This window comes from Rhizobium aureum, assembly GCF_030182495.1.
GTDB classification, from domain to species: Bacteria; Pseudomonadota; Alphaproteobacteria; order Rhizobiales; family Rhizobiaceae; genus Rhizobium; species Rhizobium tropici_C.
On sequence record NZ_JAQJCI010000023.1, the window covers coordinates 18,092 to 39,482 of the forward strand.

The following is a 21,391-nucleotide window of genomic DNA, read 5'->3' on the forward strand; positions in this document are numbered from 1 at the left end:
ATTGATGAAAACCACGCGTATGAAAGTGATGAAGGAGCTATCTTAGCTGGAGCACCTTGAGTGGCTCCGAGAAGGAGCCGCTGGGCACGAGCCGTTGGCCGTGCGCGCTCAAGAACTGTCCCGCTTTCATGGCGTCCATCGCTCTGGCGAAAAGGTAGCCTTGACCAAGCTTGCAACCGAAGGCTTCTAGACGGCAGGCTTGTTCTTCGTCCTCGATACCTTCCGCCACCACGCGGATACCAAGCTTACCTGCGATCGAAAGCACGCCCTCGACGATCACCATCCCGGCGTCACCAAGCCTCGTTTGTTCGATGAAGGATTTGTCTATTTTGATGATGTCGACCGGCACCGTCAGAAGATGGGTCAAGGACGCATAGCCGGTCCCGAAGTCATCGAGCGCGACTTTCAGGCCCTCTAAGCGCAGCGCTTTGATCTCATCCGCCACAACGTGGTCTCGCTGTCCGAGGTAAACGGACTCCGTCACTTCGAGGATTAGGTGCTCAAGGGGGACGTCAGCATCTTCGAACACTCGGCAGATTTTGTCACGCAGTCCACCCTTGCGGAAGTCGGCAGCCGACAGGTTGACACCGACATGCCGCAAAGGAAGCCCACCGTCGAGCCATGTCCGCATGTCCTTAGCAACTTTGCTCAACATTCGTTCCGTCAGCGTTGAAGCAACGTGAGCGTCTTTGGTCGCCTCATGAAAATGAGCTGCTGCGACGACGTCGCCGGAATGGGTCTTCATCCGGCATAACGCCTCAAGGCCGACAGCCTCGCGTGTATCAAGTCGCACGATCGGCTGGTAGTAGGCCTCGATGCGGTTGTCGGATAGTGCAAGGCTGACGTCTCTTATCGCCCTGAAGCGGCGCGTCAACGCTGTCCCGAGACCCGAATGGTACTCGACGAATTGTCCACGGGCATGTTCCTTGGCGTGGTAGAGCGCAATGTCTGCATTTTGCCGGACTTGCTCGGGATTGATGTCGTCGGTCGCCAAGGCGCCGCCGAGTGTCGCCGCAGAAAAGATGACGTGGCCCGCGCAATCTGTTGGAAGCTCGATTTTCCTCAGGATCTGAGCCGCCTCGCTCTGCAGATCGAGCTCGCCTTCGCCGACAACGATGACTGCAAATTCATCACCACCGAGCCGATAGCTCCTTTCCCTGCCCGCGGCTGCCGCGATGCGCTCCGCAACAACGCGGATCAGGGCATCGCCAGCCGCGTGACCAAACGTATCGTTTACCATCTTCAGGTTGTCGACATCGGCGATGATAATGCCCCAACCCTGATTTACAAGCGGCGCCAGGGTTCGAAGAGCGAGATCGAAAGCAGCCCGATTCCGAAGCCCAGTGAGGCCGTCCGTGTATGTCAGACGCTGACGCTCCGCCACGCGTTCTTCACGCTCGATTGCGATCGAGCAGAGATGCACACACGCATCCACGATCGTCTGCTCAAGCTCACTTGGTCCGCGGCTCTCGCGGTAGTAGAACGCGAACGTGCCGACCACCCGGTCGCCGCTCTTGATAGGACTTGACCAGCAAGCCTTCAGGCCAAGCGGGAGAGCGAGTGCCGCGTAATCGGTCCACCTAAAGTCGGTTTCTATGTCGGTGACGACAACGGGCCATCCATGGAAGGCGGCGCTCCCGCAAGAACCCGAGTGAGGCCCCACTTTAAGATCGTCCACAGCGGCTGAATATGACGCTGGAAGTGACGGCGCCGCCAGCGTCGATAGACGGACGCCATCAGACTTTACGACGGAGGCCGCAATACCGGGAACCGCTGCTTCAACCTTTGAGCATAGTGCTGAAAGCGTGGTCGCCAGCGGTTCGCCTTTGGCAATCATTTCAAGAATGGCATTCTGCAATTCTAGGATCATGAGAGGGCGTCTCGAAAGGGAAGCCCTCTTTAACAGCCACAATTTCAGATCAAGTTACCGTATCGATTAAATATTGATCAAAGCGTTCGACCCGGCCTTTGACGATTGCGAGCCTGCTTGTTTTACGCGCCGCCAGAAGGTTTATTCTGCAAGGGGCAATCCTTCACTGGAAGTTTGGACAGAATACGGTAGTTCGCTGTCAAAAGCGTGTGCTGCGTGCTTCCCGAAATCTACGGAGACTGTGATCGACCTCTCACAAGGGAGCGCGAACCTATGTCTTCGACATTCTCAAAGGGCCGTATTCAATCCACTCTGCGCCACTTCCTCGACAACGAGGCGTCCGGCGCTCTCGTTCTCATGGCTGTTGCCCTGCTGGCGATTATCACTGCGAACTCCTCGTTGGCCGACAGCTATTTCCATGCCCTGCATGTCTACGTCGGTCCTCTCAGCCTACGGCACTGGATCAACGATGCCCGATGGCGATCTTCTTTCTGCTCGTCGGGCTGGAGATCAAGCGCGAGATGCTGGATGGCCAGCTGTCGACCTGGAGCCGGCGGATCCTGCCGAGTGCCGCCGCAGCAGGCGGCATGGCGGTCTCCGCCCTGATCTACGTGTTCCTGAATTGGTCCGATCCAGTCGCCATTCGTGGATGGGCGATCCCGACCGCCACTGATATCGCCTTTGCACCCGGGGTCATCTCCCTGCTCGGCAGCCGTGTACCCAGCTCGCTGAAGATCTTTCTGGCAGCCTTGGCAATCATCGATGATCTCGGTGCTGTCATCGTCATTGCCGTTTTCTATACTGCGGAGTTGAACTTTCTTGCTCTGGCCGGAGCGGGTATCGTGTTGGGAAACCTAATGATTTTCAAGAGGATGGTATGGCCTTGCGTTGCGCTTGAGGCCGTCCTGTGGGTCCTGGTGTTTGCGTCCGGTATTCACGCGACCCTGGCCGGCGTCATGCTGGCGCTGACCATCCCACTGCAGGCAACCCTGGCAAGCCGGAGGCTGCGCATGAGGAATCGCCGCTCCATAAACTGGAGCACGGCCTTCATAAGCCGGTAGCCTTCCTGATCGTTCCGAGCTTCGGGTTTGCCAATGCCGGTGTTTCCTTCAGCGGGATCTCGCCGGTGATCTTCGCTGAGCCACTGACCATGGGCGTGGCAGCAGGGCTTGTGCTCGGCAAGCTGATCGGCGTCCTCGGCACGGTGGCGATCCTTGTCAAGCTGGACCACGCAGACTTGCCGACCCAGGCAAGCTGGGGGTAGATGGCCGGAACCGTGCTTTTGTGTGGCATCGGGTTCACGATGTCGCTGTTCATCGGCCTTTTGGCTTTCGATGATCCGGAGGTGCAGGGCACATCAAGATCGGAATCCTAATGGGTTCAGTCGTGGCAGGCGTTCTTGGAGCGGTACTGCTGATGATCTTTGGCCGACGGCTCCCGTCGACTGTGTCGTGACAATATGCTCGGCGTCACCTCGACGATGATCTCCTCTCCGATCGTTTTTGAGCCAGGAAAGAAACGATCCGCCCGACATCGACGTCGACTTGAAGCACGACACGCGCGGACAATATTTTCCAGAGCAGAAGAAGGCACAAGTTGCGTGATGGACACTGTGTCGCATGACGACCGATGGGCGGAACAAGACAGACCGCTAGATCCTTTTGAATAAGGGTCACAAATGTCGGACTGCGAACATGAGACTGAACACGCCCCTTTCCATCCTCCTTACATCTGTTTTGGTCGTCATCATTGGCTTGGCTCTAGCAGGCATGGGCGGGTGGCTCGTCGCCCTCGGCGGTAGCCCTTATTATGTTGTAGCTGGCCTCGGCCTATTGCTTTCTGGTGTGTTGATGGGACGGCAGAAACGAGTTGGCGCCTGGGTTTACACGACCGTGCTAGCAGGCACATTAATTTGGGCGATCTGGGAAGTCGGGGCAGACGGCTGGTCGCTCATTCCCCGGCTAATCGCACCAGCCGTTCTCGGTCTCTGGATCTGGTCGCCCTGGATTGCCGGCCGCCTCGGTCCTGGCCAAGGTCGCCGCGGATGGCGTTGGGCAAACGCCGGCTTTTCCACGATCATCGTCGTCCTCGTTTTTGCGGCCGGCTATCGAATTACCGAATCCCGGTACCTTTCCTTCGCTCCGCCATCCGGCTGGGACAGCAAGGCAGTGCAAACCGAGCCGGCAGTGCCTGACGACGCCTGGAGCTATTACGGTCGCACACCGGCGGCCGACCGCTACTCCCCGCTTTCCCAGATCACGGCGGCCAATGTCTCAGAACTGAAGCAAGCCTGGTCGTTTTCCACCGGCGACCTTCCCCGTCCGGGCGAGAACAAGGGCGGCCACGAGTTCAGTTTCGAAGCGACGCCGATCAAGGTCGGTGACGCCATATACTTCTGCACGCCGCATCGCGACGTAATCGCGCTCGATGCGACCTCCGGCAAACAAAAATGGCGCTATTCTCCCGGCGGCGACATGTCCCACAATGTCTACCAGGCGTGCCGTGGTGTTTCCTACTTCGAGGCATCGGCTGAGTCTCCGTGCCCACATCGCATCGTCGCGACCGCGTCGGACCTGCCTCGGTTGTTCGAGATCGATGCCGACACCGGCAAACTCTGCGACAGCTTTGGCGACCACGGTATGGTTGATCTTCGCGAGCATATGGGAATCGTGCCTGCGGGCTTCCATTTCATCTCGTCTCCGCCAACGGTCATCAACGGGCGCGCGATCCTCGGCGGATGGGTCTACGACAATCAGGCCGTCGGCGAACCATCCGGCGTTATCCGTGCCTTCGACGCTACCAGCGGCGCGCTCTCATGGTCGTGGGACATGGGCAGGACCCCAGCCAACGCGCCACTTGGAAGAAATGATATCTACACGAGAGGCACACCCAATGGCTGGGGTGTCTATTCCGCCGATCCCAAGCTGAACCTGGTGTTCGTTCCACTTGGTAATGCCACGCCCGATTATTACGGTGCGGAACGTCGATCGTTCGATGACGCCTATTCCAGTTCACTGGTCGCACTTGACATTACGACCGGCCAGGAGCGGTGGCATTTCCAGACGGTGCATCATGATCTGTGGGACTTCGATGTGCCGGTCGGGCCGTCCCTCGTTGATTTGCCCGGCCAGGATGGAGGGGGACCAGTACCTGCTCTGGTGCAAACTACCAAGCAAGGCGAGATCTATCTGCTCGACCGGCGCGACGGCAGGCCGATCGCGCCCGTTGAAGAACGCGCCGTTCCACAGGGAGATATTCCTAACGAGCGGTACTCGAAGACGCAGCCGTTTTCGGTGGGCATGCCGGCCCTGAGAGCACCGAAGTTCCAGGAAGTCGACGCCTGGGGCGCGACACCGATCGATCAACTGATTTGCCGACTCCAGTATCGGCAGATGCGCGATGATGGGCTCTACACGCCGCCGGGATTAAAGCCGACACTCGGCTGGCCCGCCTTCGACGGTACTTCGGACTGGTACGGTTCCACGATCGATCCGGTGCGCAAGCTTATGTATATCAACACGACCTTCATGCCATTCCGTCTGCAGATGATCCCTTACGAAAAGGGCATCCAAAAGGGTCTGTACAAACCTTGGGGTGGCTGGGGACAACCTTATCCGCAATCGGAGTTCAGTAACAACCCGCAGCACGGAACGCCTTTCGCGATCACCGTCGACGCCTGGCTCAACATCTTGAACCTGCCTTGCAGTCGTCCCCCGTGGGGGCAGATGCAGGCGATCGACCTTGTAACTCACAAGGTCGTTTGGCAGCGTCCTCTCGGCACAACACGGAACATGGGACCATTTGGCGTTCGTATCCCGTTCGGCCTGCCGACCGGCATATTCAGCATGGGTGGCAGTGTGACTACAGCAAGCGGACTTGTCTTTATTGGTGCGACGACAGATCAAGATATTCGGGCTCTCGACGGTCGCACCGGAAAAACCCTATGGCAGGCTGATCTGCCGGCTGGCGGCAATGCCACCCCGCTCACGTATCTCGGAAAGGACGGCAGGCAGTACGTGGTCATCGCAGCCGGTGGACACGGTGGGCTGCAGTCGCGTAACGGAGACAAGATTGTCGCCTTTGCCCTCCCAAACATGCCCTAACCGTCGCGCAGCGCCACAACAACATATCATCGATGCGTCCGTCTGCGGCAGGCTTCGCGGAAGTGGGGCCGATTGTTGCTTGCGCAGCGATCAGGATGGGAGGCGGCATCGCCGGTGCACATATCTCTTTCTCTCGGCGGATGCCCGGTGTCATGATAATTGCCGGTGCCGGGAGGTGGATTTCGGCGGTGGCGGCATTTGTTTATTGGTGGCAATGGCGCCTGCGTCGGCGATGACGGGGGATTTCACATCTGGTTTCGGATCGTGACAAGCATTCAGGGAACCCGCCCCGATTTGTGCTCGTTTTGCTCTCGAAAGGAGCGGAGACGCAAATGTCAGACACAGCAGATAAAGAATATACGCCCTCTACCCTCCATGACCGCTACCAGATAGGCCTTGGCGAGGCCAAAAGGCTGATCAACAGTTTCGGCAGCGATCGTCTCGAGCTAGACCGGCTTCTTGGCTCGCGGGACAGGCCACTGCCTCAGGCCGGCGAACAGAATTTGACCGCGGCTTGAGGCGGATCGGTGCCTTGGAAGATCGATATCATCGGCCCGCATCGTGGAAGGCGAATCTCCAACCGCTTTATAGCTTGGCTTGTTCGACCGCGCTGAAACGCAGTGCTCTGCCATCTGCCGCGACTATGGCATCCATCTCCTCTGCGAGCGCATCGCGATCATCGACACCACGCAAGAGACGGCCGGCCAGAGGATCGAAACGACCGGTGGCGATGTCCGCAATCAGGAGTGCAGCCCGTGACGGGTCGATGTTGACACCATCCTCAAAAAGCTTCTGGATCCCTGGCAGGTACGTTTTCCCTGCCTCCGACGATAGCTGCAACTCGGTCATCGCAGTCCGAACAAGACCAGGATCGACGGCAAAGGCGCGCGCCCCGTGGCCGATGGTTGTGTCGTTGAGACACTCCGTGAGACGCATGATGGCGGCTTTGCTGGACGCGTAGCCAGAGCCATGAGGAAAGCTGTTGCCCGTTCCGCCACCGACGAGATTTACGATCCGGCCGCTGCCCCGCGCCAACATCATAGGGGACACCGTACGGCAAGTGTTGAATGTACCACGTAGGTTGATCTCAACATCCCGCCACCACACAAGGGGATCACACTCCCAAATAGGACCGAAGCCCTGGAACGAGCCATGGTTGTTGATGAGAATGTCGACCGGACCCAATTCGGTCGCAACGCGCGCAAAGGCGCTCTCAACGGCGGTAAGGTCAATCAGGTCCGTCGAAACAGCGATCGCTTCCCCGCCCTCTCCCTTGATGAGAGAGACTGTTTCCTCAATCTCGGTCGCCGTTCGTGCCAACACGGCGACCTTCGCCCCTTCCCTAGCCTGCTGTAGAGCGATCTCTCGACCTATTCCTCTGCCGCCGCCAGTGACGACGGCGACTGTGTTCAAAAGGCGGGCCATTGCTAACTCCTAGGGCATTGCAGACTGGTCTGGATAACAAACTATGTGTGCCGCCCCGGCGCATGGCAATGACCCGTCGCAATTTTCTGGATCTCGTGGCAAACATTTGACCGTCCCCACCGGTACTCGGAGTGGTCGCTCTCGACTATCGATTTGTAGGCAATTTTCCCTCAGGTCGCCTGGGAGCGCGAAAGCACGAAGCTTTCCCAAGTTCGTCGACGGCAGCCTCTATGAACGACTATGTCGCTCTTGAACCAATTCGAGATGACGTCCTCTGGTGCCCGCATTGGCAACGATGGCCCCTGGGAGACGCCGACGAACGCAACCCGGTCTCGAGCACCATCGAAGCCTTCGCGCCGCACGACGCCGCCGCGAAGCGTGCTGCGGCTAGCCGTGACCGCCATGATGACGGCAGCGGCATCAACTGCGCCCGGGACACGCCTATGCCGTGCAGGAAGATAACGAGCGACTTTTCTGCCATTGGAATTCTGAGTCGGAACACACAGAGGGCGCTCGACGTCGTCATGACGGGGCGCCCTCCCAACGGCCGCCACCTACGACGATTATGTCGTGGTCATCGGCCGGTACTTTCGGTGGTGGACCTTATATGCGATCGCAGGCTCGCCGTTTCAAAGCGGGGAGTCGGCGGTCGTGCTCATCCACGCCCGATGACGCTCCTCGTCCGGGTGTGCCTTCATGAAGAACGTCTTCGACTGCGGGATCGCATCTTTATGACGGAAAGGACGCTCATAAGGCGTCACTGTATCGTCCTCGTTCGTCTTCATCGCCCTCAGGATGGTCGCGCCGCCCATGAGATCCGCAAGCGCGATTTTGCCCGTTGTCAGCATCTGCGGCATGTCGCCTTCGGCCGGAGCGTCGAGGTCGAGCTCGCAGGCCATCTCGTTCAGCACGACAACATGCTGCAGATCGTCCTGCTTGAACTCGGCGATCCTCGCGCTCACCGTCTTGTCGTCGAGCCGTTCGATGCAGGAGTCGCATGCGGCGATGGCATCGTGCTCGAGATACAGGAGACCCTCGACGAGCTTCTCGATGCTGCCTTCGTTGCCGACCATGGCTACCAAGCTGTCCGCCTCTTCCTCAGTTGGGTGTAGTGGCAATGGACCGAGGCACTGCGATGCTCCGAACAAAGGCAGGTTCGTACGTTACCGGACCGATTCCGGTTCGAATTCTGGTAAGCCCAACAATACTCCGGTCAATTTTCACGGACACCGCTCGGGCGGCTGCTCAGCGTAGGAAGATGCTGACGGCCTTGATGACGTCGGTCAATCTCTGGCAGTCGGTGCAGTGACAGATAGCGACGTCCTGCGGATCGACCTTGGCCTCATAACCGATCTTTCCGCATCGGCATGCGCCGTCGATATGCATGTCGGCCCTCCATCGTTGCGGCTTCGTGACATAGAGGATTGCTCTCGAAAGTGGACATCTAACTCTGCCTCTCCTGCAGCCCGTCGACACTTCTCAATTCCTTCGCTTGGCCTTTCTTAACGGTAGATCGATATCATCGCGCCGCGACACATAAGACGGGATGTTCTGGCGACGGCGAATGGCAGACAATTTTGCTTTTCTATTGCCTGTTATGATGGGCACATTCTCCTTCGTGTTTTTCGCGCTGGCGCGCGTAAAGCCGATAATGCCTTCGGCCGTGGCTTGGGGCGTTGGCTTCGGCGCCGGCGCTGCGGCATTCTCAATTGAACTTCTGCCGATGTCGCCAAAATGGGCAGCGATCACGACTGACCTAATGTTCTTCATATCCTTCAACGGTTATGGTGAAGGCCTTCTCATCCGATTTCAGAACCCAAGACTGATCGGCCCCCGCGCGGCGTTTACGGCCCTATGTCTGCTGATCAACGTTTATGTCGTGTTCGGCATGGAAAGCCTCAATGCCGAACTGCTCCTTGTCGACCTGGCGCTTTCCGTCACACTGCTGGTGCCGGTTGTGTTCGTCTTGACCAAGCCGCGTAACGTGGTGGATAGGGCACTTGTGATCATTGCAGCGTTGGTCGTCGTTGACACTGTCGTGCGTGTTGTTGTCTTCGACATCATATTCAAAACCTCTGACGCGCTTGCGGCCTACAGTACATCCGAATACGCCTACTTCGAACAGATCAGCGCCAGCGCATTGGGCCTTTGTTTCGCGCTGGCAGCACTGGGTTCCATCTTGATGGATCTATTCACCCGCTATCGCCACGCCGCCGAACTTGATCCGCTTACCGGGCTCTTAAACAGGCGTGGCTTTGAAGAAGCGGTGGCTCGCATTCCGGATGATGGTCGAACCGGCGTGGTCATGAGCTGCGATATCGACCACTTCAAGCAGATCAATGACCGTTTCGGGCATGCTGTTGGTGATCGGGTGATTAGCGGGCTTGCCAAGAAAATTGCAGAGGCGGTTGGCCCAACCGCGATTTCCGCGCGATTTGGAGGTGAAGAATTCGTGGCGTTTTTGCCGAGCCTCGATCTGAAACAGGCAGCCATCCGAGCGCAGAACGTCTGCGATGGGTTCGGAGGGCGGGACTGGAACGAGCTCGGAATCGATGCACGCGTTACTGTCAGTATTGGCGTCGCGGTGATGACGTCGGGCGACAGAAATATCCATGACGCAATCGCCCGCTCAGATCGGGCGCTTTACATCGCGAAAACAACCGGCCGCAATCAAGTCGCTCTTTACTGTGAAGACCCGATTTTGACCAGTCTGACGTCCGCCGCATGAGTACGGCAAATATATCATCGACGTCGCCGCGATTTGGAACATGGCTCGCCTCACGCCAGGCGGCCCGTTCTTAACTGCCGCCGTTTCAAACAGGCCGACCGCAGGCGCCACCGCTGTCGCTGATGATCAATCGTCTCGTCGGCGACGCCCTCCCCAGCAGATGAACTGATAGTGCCGCACATTCAGGCGGGAATGGGCGTTGTCGCCAGCTTTTGGACGTCCTGCGTTGTCAGGGGCTGGCCGCCGATCGCCCAATCGCCTGAGGCGATCTCGTTGATCTTGACCCAGGTGACACCCCGCATGGCTTCGCCTTCGACGCGGATCATGGCGGCAGTGACTTCGCGGATCAGTTCGGCCTTTTGCGCCGGGCTGAAGACGTCCTTGATGACGTCGATGGTGACGAGGGGCATATGGCGATCTCCTTTGGTTGTGGTCGCGGGCCAAGCATGGAGCGATGGGCGTGCGGCGGCCACTGTAGAAAGTGTAGCAGTCATGCCGGGCGATCCGTGTTAGCATCTCGCGCACAACGGAGATGCGGCCATGGTCGAGGGCGATTACAACCAGTTTTGTCCCGTGGCGAAAGCCTGCGAGCTGTTGCAACCGCGCTGGACCCTGCTGATCCTCGGCGAGATGTGGTCGGGCTCGACGCGCTTTAACGATATTCACCGCGGCGTGCCGGGCATGTCGCCAACCCTTTTGTCGCGTCGCCTGAAAGAGATGGAGGCGGGCGGCCTGATCCGTCGCGATACCGATGGCTATCATTCGACGGCGATGGGGCGCAAACTGGAACCAATCGTCCATGCCCTAGGCCAATGGGCGCACGAGAATATCGATTGCGAGGTCAGCCTGCGTGATCTCGACAGCCGGCTTTTGATGTGGAACGTGCGGCGCAAGATCGACCGCAGCCAGTTTCCCGACCGGCGCTCTGTCGTGCAGTTCATCTTTCCCGACCAGCCGGCAGCCGAACGTCACTATTGGCTGATTGTGCGGCCGGGCTGCGACACCGACTTATGCATCAGCGATCCGGGCTTTGCTGTCGACTTGTTCGTCGAAAGCCCGCTGAAAACGCTGACCAGCGTGTGGATGGGCTGGTCGCCGATCCAGCCTGCGCTCGAAGGTGGCGAAATCTATGTTTCCGGCGACGCCGCATTGAAGGCCTCGATCGAGCGCTGGCTGGTGTTGAGCAGCTTCGCCGCCCCGGCACGCGATGCGGCGGAGTAACTGTCTGTTGCGTGCTGGGACACTTAGGGTCGATCGGTCGGAGCTTGCTCTCCAAGCTTGAGCCAGATCGAACTTCCTGCCCGGCGTTTCCAGAAGGAATTCAGCTGTTCGCTACATGCTTTGCGCAGCTACAATTAATTCCGCGAATTCCGCAAAGGCACGCGCCTTTGCACTTGCCAGCTTGCCGGTCGGGAAGACGGCCCAAAGATCGATCGGCGGAAGTTGCCAGTCCTCCAGGACGCGCTTCACCGTGCCATCAGCCAGTTCCGGCGCGAACATCCAGTCGGACGCGACCGCGAGGCCCATGTGCGACAGGACGGCGGCGCGGATGCCTTCCGCCGCGCTGAACCGCGCCTTGCCGGAAACACTGACCGAAGCCTGCGTTCCCTCACGGCTGAAAGTCCAGCTGTTGCCGAGTTGGGTGTAAACGATAGCCTGATGGGCCGAGAGATCAGCCGGAACGACCGGGATACCGTGACGCTCGAGATAGGCTGGTGTTACGATCACTGAGCGGCGTCCGGTCGCCAGCTTGCGCGCCACCGCCGACGAATCTGCCAGCTCGCCCATCCGAAGAGCCACGTCTATGCCCTCCGACACGAGGTCGATAACGCGATCGTCGAGAATGACATCAACGTCGAGATCCGGATGGGTGTCCATGAAGTGCTGCAGATGCGGCAGGACCATGATCCGTGCAAAGGTGGTTGCGGCGCAGATCCGGAGGCGACCTGACAAGCCGGCTCCGGCGCCCTTTGCATCCAGCTCCGCCTCGTCCGCTTCCTGGATCGCATTCCTTGCCCGCTCGAAGAAGCGTAGGCCGGCATCGGTGGGGGAAAGCCCATGGGTCGATCGGATCAGAAGCCGGACCTGCAGACGATCCTCCAGTTGCGCGATCGTTTTCGAGATCGCCGGCTGGCCGACGCCGATCTGCCGGGCAGCCTGCGAGAACGACCCCGTCTCCACCACCCGTACGAACGCGGTCATCGCCTGCAATCTATCCATTGCCTATTCTCCTTCGGAATAAGCGTTATCGCTTCAAGCCGCCTGCCGCAAGATCATAGGAATGGTCATAACTCCCTCCAACGGAACACGATCCGATGGAGACGAAAGATGATCGAAGTCCACGCCTTTGCCACCCCGAACAGCGTCAAGGTCCTGATCGCGCTTGAAGAGCTGGGGCTGCCATACGCGCTGAAGCCGGTGAACGTGCGCAAGGGCGAGCAGAAGACCGAAGCTTTCCTCGCTCTCAACCCGAACGGCAAGGTGCCGGTTTTGGTTGATGACGGCTTTGTCCTGACCGAGAGCGCCGCCATTCTGGTCCATCTCGCCGAAAAGACCGGCAAGCTGCTGCCTCAAGATGCTATCCGCCGCGCCCGCGTCTTCGAACAGCTTTTCTTCCACGCCTCCGGCTTGAGCCCTGCTTTCGGCAATGCCGGTTTCTTCAAGCGCTCGCCGCCCGAGCCACAGCCGATCGCCGAGGCCCGTTTTGCTACCGAGGCCGAACGGATCCTCGGCCTGCTCGATGCCAAGCTCGCCTCGCAGTCCTTCGTTGCCGGTGACGAGTTCACGATCGCCGACATTGCCCACTTCGGCTGGATGTGGCGGATACAGTTCCCCGGCCTGACTCTCGATGGTCGTCCCAACCTTTCGCGCTGGTACGAAGCCGTGGCTGCCCGCCCCGCCGTCCAGCAGGCCATCGCTCGCGTCGAAGCACTGGTCGAAACCCAGCGACCCGCCGCCTGATCCTTCCAACCATCAATTCTACTTAGACACATAGGAGAACCATCGTGTCCAAATTTGAATCCTACAAGAACAGCTTCCCGAATGCCCTCCTGACCCGCTCCCCGAGCGGCGTCCTCGAAGTCGCGTTGCATAGTGATGGCGGCAAGCTTGTCTTCAACGGCCACACGCACGAGCAGTTCGTCGACCTCTTCCATCAGATCGGCGCCGACGGCGACAACCGCGTCGTGATCCTGACCGGCTCGGGCGACGCCTTTATGGATGCGATCAGCCCTGATGGCTTCGATTTCTTCTCGCCGCGCGGCTACGACAAGAACTTTCGCGAGGGCCGCAAGGTACTCATGAACATCCTCGACATCGAAGTGCCAATGATCACAGCGCTCAACGGTCCGGTCCTGCTTCATTCCGAATATGCGTTGCTGACCGACATCATCCTTGCGACGCCGGAAACAGTCTTCCAGGACAAGCCGCATTTCGAGTTCGGCATCGTGCCCGGTGATGGCGTCAACCTGCTCTGGCCGGAAGTAATCGGCAGCATCCGCGGCCGCTATTTCATCCTCACCCGACAGGTGCTGGATGCGGCAACGGCCAAGGACTGGGGCGTCGTCAATGAGATCGTCCCGGCCGACAGGCTGCTTGCCCGTGCCCATGAGATTGCCGAGGGCATTGCAGCACTTCCGCCACTGACCTCCAGCTACACCCGCATCGCGCTGACCCAGAAGCTGAGGCGGATCATCGATCAGGACACAGGCTATGGCCTCGCCCTCGAAGGCATCAGTGCCGCCGAAGTCGCCCGCTCCATGGCCGCCAACGGCTGAGCAATCCCCCCTTCATCTCCGGACTTCAGGGCGGATCCTGAAGTCCGACATGCCAAACCCAAACTCACCTCAATCAAGGGCAAACATCATGACACTTCAATCCAAGCTCGATGCTTTCAAGGCTGATTTCGAAGCCGGCAAGCCGCCGTACAACGTACCCTACTCGGTGATCGAGACGATGCACCGCGCTACCGCCCAGCTGATCGCCTCGGGCGCCGCACAGAAGGCGCTGAACGCCGGCGACAAGCTGCCGGTATTTACGCTCTCCGACCCCGATGGCAACCCGGTCTCGTCCGCCGATCTTCTTGCACATGGTCCGCTGGTCATCAGCTTCTATCGCGGTGTCTGGTGCCCCTATTGCAACATGGAGCTCCAGGCCCTGCAGGAGACACTGCCGCAGTTCGAGGCACTTGGCGCAAAGCTCGTTGCCATCTCGCCACAAAACCCGGTCAACAGCCGCAAGTCGGTGCGGCAGAACAACCTGACCTTCCCGATCCTGTCGGACCCGCATAACGATGTCGCAGCCTCGTTCGGCCTGCGCTTCGAGATGCAGGATTATCTGGTCGACCTGTACAAGTCGCTGAAGAACGATCTTCCGGCCTTCAATGGCGATCCGAGCTGGACGCTTCCGATGCCTGCCCGCTACGTCGTCGGCCAGGATGGCGTCATCCTCTATGCGGAGGTGAACCCGGACTATACCCGCCGTCCCGAGCCGGAAGACATGCTGCCGGCACTACGTCGCGCAGCAACCCGCACTGCCGCCTGATCCAATCCACGCCAGAGGGCCCCGCCTCTTCAGAGGTGGGGTCGAGGATTTTTCATGAAGAGAACATTTCTGATCACGGGTGCCAGCAAAGGTATTGGCCTTGCTCTAGCAAACCGTCTCGCCCAACAGGGACACGAGGTTGTCGGCGTCGCCCGTAACGCGACCGATGGCTTTCCAGGCCGTCTCCATTCGCTCGATCTGTCCAACCCAGGCTCCGGCGACGAACTTGCGGCGATCGTTCGCGAGAGCGAGATCGACGGCATCGTCAATAATGTTGGGCTCGTCCGGGCGGAGCCGCTGGGCGACATCGCCGTCGAGACGCTGGAGGAAGTCATGCGCGTCAATCTGCATCCGGCGCTGGTAGCTACCCAGACGGCACTTCCCGGCATGCGCTCGCGCGGCTGGGGACGGATCGTCAACATCTCCAGCCTCACCGTGCTCGGTAGCGTGCAGCGCACCAGCTATGCCGCCGCCAAAGCTGCACTTGTCAGCTTCACAAGGAGCTGGGCCCTTGAGCTTGCCGCAACAGGGATCACGGTGAACGCCGTGTCCCCGGGCCCAACGGAGACGGAACTGTTCAGGGCGAACAATGCACCAGGCAGCGAGGGGGAGGCACGCTATCTGTCAGGCGTCCCCATGCGCCGCTTCGGAAAGCCGGAAGAGATCGCTGCGGCGATTGAATTCTTGCTGTCGGACGAAGCCGCCTTCATCACCGGGCAGACGCTGCATGTCGATGGCGGTGCCTCGATCGGAAAGGCGTTGGCGTGAAGTCCGTCGCACGCGTCTCGTTCAGTCGAGCCGCGCTACCAAGGAAGAGACCTGTTGAAGCGATCGACGTAGCGTAGGCCGGGCTTGCCGCGGTTTGCTTCGACCATATCGACGATGAGTGGAATACTCTCTTCAATCGATAGTAAGGCATCGGAGCCGCCCATCTCGGTTCGGACCCAACCCGGCGCAACCAGAAGCAGCGTGTGGCGGTCCTCCTTATGCTGCGCGGCATAGCCCTTCATCAACATGTTGAGGGCCGCCTTGCTGGAAGAATAGAGTTGCCAGGATCCGTTGGCGTTTTGGATGCTGCCGAGCTCCGACGTCATGATGGCGATCGTTCCTCCGGCGAGGACCAAATCCCCCAGAAGCTCGGCTGCCCGAACGGGCGAGAGCGCGTTCACAAGCATCATGTCGAGGAAGTCGCGCTCGTCAGCACCTGCAGGGCTTTTCTCGATGGAGCGAGCGATACCGGCGTTGATGTAGAGGACGTCGAGCTGACGCCCATCGAGACGATCCCTCAACGCTTTAACGCTGTCCGCATTCGCGACGTCGACCGTTTCAATCTCCAGGCTTCCTGGAAATCGAGCACCAAGATCTTTGAGTTCGCTGGAGGGCGCTCGCACGGTGGCGATCACCCGCCAACCACGTTCAAGCCATTCTTTGGCAAGCGCGAAGCCCAGGCCGCGCGAGGCGCCAAGCACCAGTACTGTCGATTGCTGTGTCATGCTGTGTTCCTTCTGCTTTCCCTCGCAAAATAGGGTCCTTGACCTTCGAACTACAGGGCATATCTGTCATATGATTTCGGACATGGAGTCATGGAACAATGACCTATGATGGTCGGCTGCTTTCGGGATTGACCGTCCTCATGGCGGTGGTGGAAGCCGGGACGATGACGCGCGCCGCCCAAGCATTGGGCATGACTCAGTCGGGTGTCGGGAGATCGATACAGCGATTGGAAACGCGGATCGGCATACGCCTGCTCGACAGGACGACGCGGACCTTGAGGCTGACAGATGAGGGGCGCCGATTCTGGGAGCGTGTGGGGCCTCATCTCGACGGCATCGAGGAAGCCGCCTTGGATGCTGCAGGTGCGACAGAGAAAGTTCGCGGACGGTTGCGTGTAAACGTCGATCCCTTTTTCTCCCGTCTGGTTCTTGCGCGCGAACTTGCCGGTTTTCTGGAACAGCATCCAGACCTGCGGCTTGAGTTGATCATGCGCGATCATATCGGTGACCTGGTTGCGGACGCTTTCGACATGGCGCTGCGGTTCGGGGAACCTCCCGTGGCGGGTTTCACCAATCGCAAGATGCTGGAGACTCGGATCTTGACCGTCGCGTCTCCTGGCTATCTGGAAAAATATGGCAAGCCCGAGCACCCACGCGACCTCATCAATCACATCCGCATCGATTATCAGGATCCGACCACCGGGCGCCCATTCGAGTGGGAATTCCGTCGCGGAAGCGAGATCTTGCCAATCCGCCAGTCGTCGCGATTGATGGTCTCGGACGTCGAGACCATGATCGGCGCATGTTGCGAGGGGGCCGGCATCGCGCAGATCATGGAACTCGGGTCGCAGCACATCATAGATACTGGAAAGCTCGTCGAGATCTTTCCTGACTGGCCCGACGAGACCTTTCCTCTTTATGCCATCTACCCGTCACGACGTCATCGCGCTGCGAAGGTTAGTGTCTTCACCGATTTTTGTTCAAGGCTACTGGGGCGCGCCGATGAGCGCAGCTATTATAGCATCGATCTGCAAAAGCTAACCAGCAAGGCACCGGTGCAGATCCACTCCAACAGCTACCGCGTTGCCGACCGAGACGGGCTGAACGAGGAACGCTGACCCGCGACGTTTTTTGGACAGACCCGTTTCTAAGGCCGAAGAAGCAGTGGCTGATGAGTGCCGAGGGATTTGGTAGCCGCGCATTGGCTGCCTTGCTATCAGGAATCCGATATGGCCCCGAGGATACTGCGAGCTGCCTTCGTCAACCGCTTTCCCCCGTCTCTTTCGACGACAACGGTCTCGCTGAAGCCTAATCCCTCTGCCGTCGTATAGACGTGGAACACCATGCCCTCCTGCAGCGCCCAGTCTGAAGTCGGCAGAAACACGCGCGAAAAATCGCTGGTGCGCGGCGTGCGGGTGTAGAGGCCGAGCGTATAGGCAGTGACATTCTCATAATCAGGCCTCAGGCCCGCATCGAGCGCGCCCTGGCGCATGATCGCGTCCACGTCGCGCGCCAGAGCGCCGGGTTTCATCGCGGCGATCTGCCGGTCCTGCAGCGCGACCAGCGCCGCGGCCGTTACGGAAAGCTCCGCCGACGGCGTCCCGACCATGACCGGCCGCATCATCCGTGCGCCATAATTGCCGACGCGCGGGATGAGCTCGACATGCACGATATCGCCCTCGCCGATCGCCTCCGTCTTGAAGACGCCGTGCAGGAATTCGTGGCTGCCGGACGCCTTGACGACTGGACCGACCTCGCCGGTATCGGCTCCTTCGCGTAGGAAGATGCCCGACGCGATTGCCGCTGCATCACGCGTCGTCATGCCCGGCTTGGCCTGCTGCGCGATCGCCAGCATCGCCTTGTCGGCAATCTTGGAAGCCTGTCGCAGCACAGCGATCTCGGCTTCCGACTTCACCCAGCGAAGACTGTCGCTGAGACCGGGCATCGGCACGACATGCGCCTCCGGCAACATCGCCGTTAGGCGCATGAACGTGTCGGCATTCATGCTGTAGGAGCGAGTATCGAGACCAATCCGCGCCCTCGCGAAACCGTGCGCGACGATGCTTGCTGCAACAGCCGCCACGGCATCTTCCGTATCCTTGAAACCGACGACGTCGGAAATCCAGCTCTTTTCGCGGCAGGGCGCCTCATCGAGGGCCCGCAGCGTGAACCAGGCTTCGCCTTCGCGTGGCAGGAAGGCGGCGCGATACATGGTTTCCGATACTGTATAACCGGTCGCCCAGGCGAGCAATTCGCCGCTGTCGATCAGCAGGAGATCGACGGAGGCGGCATCCATCGCCGCCCGCGCTAGCGCCGTTCGACGCTGGTATTCCGCCCCCGCAAACATGATCAGGCCACTTCGCAGATGTCGAGAATCGTGAGCATATAGACGCGGATCATGTCGAGGAAATCGACGATATCGACGCGTTCATCGGGCATGGTGTTGTACCGGCCGCCCGGACCGCAGACGATGCCTTCCATGCCAAGCTCATGATAGAGATGGCCGGCATCGGTGCCGTAGAAACGGGTCGGCGTGATTGCACCAGTCGGCTGCTTTTCGCCGCGCACGGCTTCATAGGCGGCATTGATCGACTTGACGATACGGCTATCCGGCGAGACTTCGAAAGGCGGCATCAACGGACGGCCTTCGATCATCTCAGGGACCAGCTTGGCTTTCAGCCCGGGAAAGCGCTTTTCGAGCTCGACCAATTCCGCAGCGAGATCGGCAAGCACGCCTTCCTGCGTCTGGCCCGGGGCATAACGGCAGGAGCCCTTGAGGCGGACGAAGTCGGCCACCTGCGGCGGGCGCCATTCTTCGAGATCACGACCAAGCGCGCCGCGCACGACGCCGACATGGCCACGGTTGATCGAGCGGTGCACTTCGCTACTCGCGCCTCTAAAGGTCATCGCATTGATGCGCGGAATGATATCGCAGGCAGCCGCGATGGCATCGACGGATTCCTCACGCTTCGACAGATGGCGGGTATCTCCGGTCAGCTCGATGACATAGCTCAGCGCCGCCGCATGCATGGTGACGGCAACGAGATCGCTCGGCTCGCTGTTGATGAAATAATCGGCCTTCACACCGCTGCGGATGGCAGCCAGCGTGCCGACGCCGCCCTGCAACTCGCCCACGACGAAGGTCAGGATCACATCACCCTTTAGTTTGACGCCAGCATCGAGCAGCGTCTTGACGGCGCAGAAATAGGCCGCATCGCCGGCCTTCATATTGGAAACCCCAATGCCGTAGATGAACTTGTCATCGACGAGACCGGCATAGGGATCAACCGTCCAGCCTTCGGTGACCGGATTGGTGTCAAGATGGCCGTTGAACAGCAGACTTTTACCGCCGCCCTCCCCCTTGAGGCGACCGATCGTGTTGAAGCGGCGGCCTTCGTCAAAGGCCTGAAGCTCGGCTTCGACGCCGATCTTTTCGAGCTCCTTGGCCATCCAGCGGGCAAGATCCTTCTCACCTTCGGTTTCCGAGTGGCTTTTGTGCTGGACCATCTTCGACAGGAAATCGATGCAGGCCTTTTCGTCGATCCGATCCACCAGGGACTTCGGGTCCATTGTCATACTCCTTGTTCAGACATTACGCTTGCGAGCCGGCCGGCAAGGGCACAGCTGCAATAAGGCGGCGGGTATAGTCGGCGCGTTCCGGACTATCGATCTCGGTGGCCGGCGCGATCTCGATCAGATCGCCGCGATACATGACGGCAATGCGGTGGGCGATCTGACGGATCAGGTTGAGATCGTGGGTGATGAACAGATAGGCCGTATTGCCGGCCTTCTGCAGATCGAGCAGCAGTTCGACGATCGAGGCCTGAACGGACACGTCGAGCGCCGAGGTGATCTCGTCGCAGATGACGAGACGCGGCTTGGAGGCGAAGGCGCGGGCAATCGCCACGCGTTGCTTCTCGCCACCGGAAAGTTGATGCGGATAACGGTCCGCATGGGTGCGCGGCAGGCGCACCTTTTCCAGCATGTCGCCGACCTGTTGGCCGATATTGCTGCCATCGCCATAAAGCTTTAGCGGCCGCGAGAGAATCTCGCCGATCTTGTGACGCGGATTGAGCGAGGCATCCGGATGCTGAAAGATGATCTGCACATCCTTGCGATAGGCCGTATCCATGTCTGAAAGACCGGTGATCGGGCGACCGTCAAACCAGATCTTTCCTTCGAACGGGCTGAGACCGGTCATCGCCTTGGCCAGCGTCGATTTTCCCGAGCCGGATTCGCCGACAATCCCGAGGATTTCGCCCTCGTTGACGCTGAGCGTCACGGCATTGTTGCCCTTCACGGGCGTGAAGGCCTTGCCGGTTAGCGAAGCGATAAGCGGCTTGCGGCCATAATGGACGCTGACATTCTCGACCCTGACCAGCGGCTCGCCTGAAGTCTTTTCAACGCCATCGGCAACCAATCGGCGGGACGGGTTCGGAACCGCCGCGCAAAGCTCGCGCGTATAGGCTTCGCGCGGATTGGCGAAGATTTCGCGTACCGGCCCTTGCTCAACGATCTCGCCACGACGGATGACGGCCACACGGCTTGCTGTGCGCGAAACAAGCGCCAGATCGTGCGAGATATAGAGCGAGGCAACGCCCGTTTCGGCTTGTAACTCGACGAAAAGGTCGAGAATCTGGCGCGAGGTGATCACGTCCAGCGCCGTCGTCGGCTCGTCGAAGATGATGCATTCGGGATTGCAGGCGAAAGCCGATGCGATGACGACGCGCTGCTTTTCACCGCCGGATGCCTCATGGGGCATGCGCCGCATCATGTCCGCCGGGGTCTTGAGGCCGACATGGGCAAGCATCGCCTCACCTTCGGCCCAGGCCTGCTTGCGCGTCAAGCCGCGATGACGCACCAGCACTTCAGATAGCTGGCGCCCAAGCGACAACGTCGGGTTGAGCGAGGTGCTCGGATCCTGGAACACCATGCTGATCCGCTGGCCGCGCATCGCCTCTACCTCGGCATCCGACATGGTCAGAAGGTTCTTGGCGCCGAGCAGAATCTCGCCACTCGTCTCGTGGGCGTTCTTCGACAGATACCGCATGATCGACCAGGCAAGCGAGGTCTTGCCCGAGCCGGATTCGCCGACGAGGCCCAAAAATTCGCCGCGCGAGATCGACAGGTTGATCCCTTTTAGCGCATGAAACGTGCCGTTCGCCGTCTCGTAATCGAGGCTGTAGTTCCTGATGTCGAGGACTGGCATTTCAGGGGTGTTTATCATCGT

19 protein-coding genes and 2 pseudogenes are annotated in these 21,391 nt (G+C 59.6%); 11 read left to right on the plus strand and 10 right to left on the minus strand.

The annotated features are described in order from the left end of the window. Window positions 1–37 precede the first annotated feature (37 nt). Window positions 38–1,870 carry a bifunctional diguanylate cyclase/phosphodiesterase gene (locus PH552_RS30235; protein ID WP_112343008.1) on the minus strand — a complete coding sequence of 611 codons (1,833 nt, stop codon included), beginning with the start codon at window positions 1,868–1,870 and terminating at the stop codon, window positions 38–40. A 273-nt stretch (window positions 1,871–2,143) separates the two neighbouring features. Between PH552_RS30235 and nhaA the strand changes: the two are divergent. The 4 genes and pseudogenes from nhaA (at window position 2,144) to PH552_RS30250 (ending at window position 6,491) form a co-directional block, all read left to right on the plus strand. Continuing rightward, a pseudogene (gene nhaA, locus PH552_RS30240) lies at window positions 2,144–3,325 on the plus strand (Na+/H+ antiporter NhaA). 47 nt (window positions 3,326–3,372) lie between these two features. Beyond that, complete coding sequence (locus PH552_RS33795) at window positions 3,373–3,474, plus strand: hypothetical protein (protein WP_112343009.1); 102 nt, start codon at window positions 3,373–3,375, stop codon at window positions 3,472–3,474. 90 nt (window positions 3,475–3,564) lie between these two features. Beyond that, window positions 3,565–5,973, plus strand: coding sequence for a membrane-bound PQQ-dependent dehydrogenase, glucose/quinate/shikimate family (locus PH552_RS30245; RefSeq protein WP_112343010.1), 2,409 nt, complete (start codon window positions 3,565–3,567; stop codon window positions 5,971–5,973). Window positions 5,974–6,305: 332 nt separating this feature from the next. Further along, window positions 6,306–6,491: a hypothetical protein gene (locus PH552_RS30250; RefSeq protein ID WP_285166508.1), complete on the plus strand. Its 186-nt coding sequence runs from the start codon at window positions 6,306–6,308 to the stop codon at window positions 6,489–6,491. 67 nt (window positions 6,492–6,558) lie between these two features. Here the strand turns inward: PH552_RS30250 and PH552_RS30255 are convergent, their stop codons facing one another. The 3 genes and pseudogenes from PH552_RS30255 to PH552_RS30265 form a co-directional block, all read right to left on the minus strand. Then, window positions 6,559–7,398 carry an SDR family NAD(P)-dependent oxidoreductase gene (locus PH552_RS30255; protein ID WP_112343012.1) on the minus strand — a complete coding sequence of 280 codons (840 nt, stop codon included), beginning with the start codon at window positions 7,396–7,398 and terminating at the stop codon, window positions 6,559–6,561. 629 nt (window positions 7,399–8,027) lie between these two features. Next, window positions 8,028–8,480 carry a ferritin family protein gene (locus PH552_RS30260; protein WP_112343013.1) on the minus strand — a complete coding sequence of 151 codons (453 nt, stop codon included), beginning with the start codon at window positions 8,478–8,480 and terminating at the stop codon, window positions 8,028–8,030. A 178-nt stretch (window positions 8,481–8,658) separates the two neighbouring features. Continuing rightward, window positions 8,659–8,784 (minus strand): annotated as a pseudogene (locus tag PH552_RS30265) (GFA family protein); the annotation flags it as partial. Window positions 8,785–8,962: 178 nt separating this feature from the next. Between PH552_RS30265 and PH552_RS30270 the strand changes: the two are divergent. Next, the gene (locus PH552_RS30270) at window positions 8,963–10,126 is read left to right on the plus strand and encodes a GGDEF domain-containing protein (protein WP_181592379.1); all 1,164 of its coding nucleotides are present in this window, start codon (window positions 8,963–8,965) and stop codon (window positions 10,124–10,126) included. 182 nt (window positions 10,127–10,308) lie between these two features. Here PH552_RS30270 and PH552_RS30275 read toward each other — a convergent pair whose 3' ends face one another. Continuing rightward, window positions 10,309–10,536: a tautomerase family protein gene (locus PH552_RS30275; protein WP_112343015.1), complete on the minus strand. Its 228-nt coding sequence runs from the start codon at window positions 10,534–10,536 to the stop codon at window positions 10,309–10,311. Between the two features lie 130 nt (window positions 10,537–10,666). Here PH552_RS30275 and PH552_RS30280 point away from each other — a divergent pair, with 130 nt between their 5' ends. After that, window positions 10,667–11,347, plus strand: coding sequence for a winged helix-turn-helix transcriptional regulator (locus PH552_RS30280; RefSeq protein WP_112343016.1), 681 nt, complete (start codon window positions 10,667–10,669; stop codon window positions 11,345–11,347). Between the two features lie 111 nt (window positions 11,348–11,458). Here PH552_RS30280 and PH552_RS30285 read toward each other — a convergent pair whose 3' ends face one another. Then, window positions 11,459–12,346 (minus strand): LysR family transcriptional regulator, encoded by an 888-nt coding sequence (locus PH552_RS30285; RefSeq protein WP_112343017.1) that lies wholly within the window; start codon window positions 12,344–12,346, stop codon window positions 11,459–11,461. Window positions 12,347–12,454: 108 nt separating this feature from the next. Between PH552_RS30285 and PH552_RS30290 the strand changes: the two genes are divergently transcribed. The 4 genes from PH552_RS30290 to PH552_RS30305 all read left to right on the plus strand — a co-directional run bounded on the left by PH552_RS30290 (window position 12,455) and on the right by PH552_RS30305 (window position 15,436). Next, window positions 12,455–13,087, plus strand: coding sequence for a glutathione S-transferase family protein (locus PH552_RS30290; RefSeq protein WP_112343018.1), 633 nt, complete (start codon window positions 12,455–12,457; stop codon window positions 13,085–13,087). A 44-nt stretch (window positions 13,088–13,131) separates the two neighbouring features. After that, complete coding sequence (locus tag PH552_RS30295) at window positions 13,132–13,902, plus strand: enoyl-CoA hydratase/isomerase family protein (protein ID WP_285166509.1); 771 nt, start codon at window positions 13,132–13,134, stop codon at window positions 13,900–13,902. Between the two features lie 88 nt (window positions 13,903–13,990). Continuing rightward, entirely contained in the window at window positions 13,991–14,668 is a 678-nt protein-coding gene (locus tag PH552_RS30300) for a peroxiredoxin-like family protein (protein ID WP_112343020.1), read from the plus strand. A 54-nt stretch (window positions 14,669–14,722) separates the two neighbouring features. Then, window positions 14,723–15,436 (plus strand): SDR family oxidoreductase, encoded by a 714-nt coding sequence (locus PH552_RS30305; protein WP_112343021.1) that lies wholly within the window; start codon window positions 14,723–14,725, stop codon window positions 15,434–15,436. Between the two features lie 35 nt (window positions 15,437–15,471). Here PH552_RS30305 and PH552_RS30310 read toward each other — a convergent pair whose 3' ends face one another. Then, the gene (locus PH552_RS30310; RefSeq protein ID WP_112343022.1) at window positions 15,472–16,161 is read right to left on the minus strand and encodes an SDR family NAD(P)-dependent oxidoreductase; all 690 of its coding nucleotides are present in this window, start codon (window positions 16,159–16,161) and stop codon (window positions 15,472–15,474) included. Between the two features lie 98 nt (window positions 16,162–16,259). Between PH552_RS30310 and PH552_RS30315 the strand changes: the two genes are divergently transcribed. After that, window positions 16,260–17,279, plus strand: a complete 1,020-nt coding sequence (locus PH552_RS30315; protein ID WP_285166511.1) for a LysR family transcriptional regulator — start codon at window positions 16,260–16,262, stop codon at window positions 17,277–17,279. A gap of 98 nt (window positions 17,280–17,377) precedes the next feature. Here the strand turns inward: PH552_RS30315 and PH552_RS30320 are convergent, their stop codons facing one another. Genes PH552_RS30320 through PH552_RS30330 form a run of 3 tightly spaced genes read right to left on the minus strand, consistent with a single transcriptional unit; the run spans window position 17,378 to window position 21,388 of the window. Beyond that, window positions 17,378–18,508, minus strand: coding sequence for a M24 family metallopeptidase (locus tag PH552_RS30320; RefSeq protein ID WP_285166513.1), 1,131 nt, complete (start codon window positions 18,506–18,508; stop codon window positions 17,378–17,380). A 2-nt stretch (window positions 18,509–18,510) separates the two neighbouring features. Beyond that, the gene (locus tag PH552_RS30325) at window positions 18,511–19,731 is read right to left on the minus strand and encodes a M20 family metallopeptidase (protein ID WP_112343025.1); all 1,221 of its coding nucleotides are present in this window, start codon (window positions 19,729–19,731) and stop codon (window positions 18,511–18,513) included. A gap of 22 nt (window positions 19,732–19,753) precedes the next feature. Next, on the minus strand, window positions 19,754–21,388 hold the full coding sequence (locus tag PH552_RS30330; protein WP_285166515.1) for a dipeptide ABC transporter ATP-binding protein: 1,635 nt from the start codon (window positions 21,386–21,388) through the stop codon (window positions 19,754–19,756). Between the last annotated feature and the right edge of the window lie 3 nt (window positions 21,389–21,391).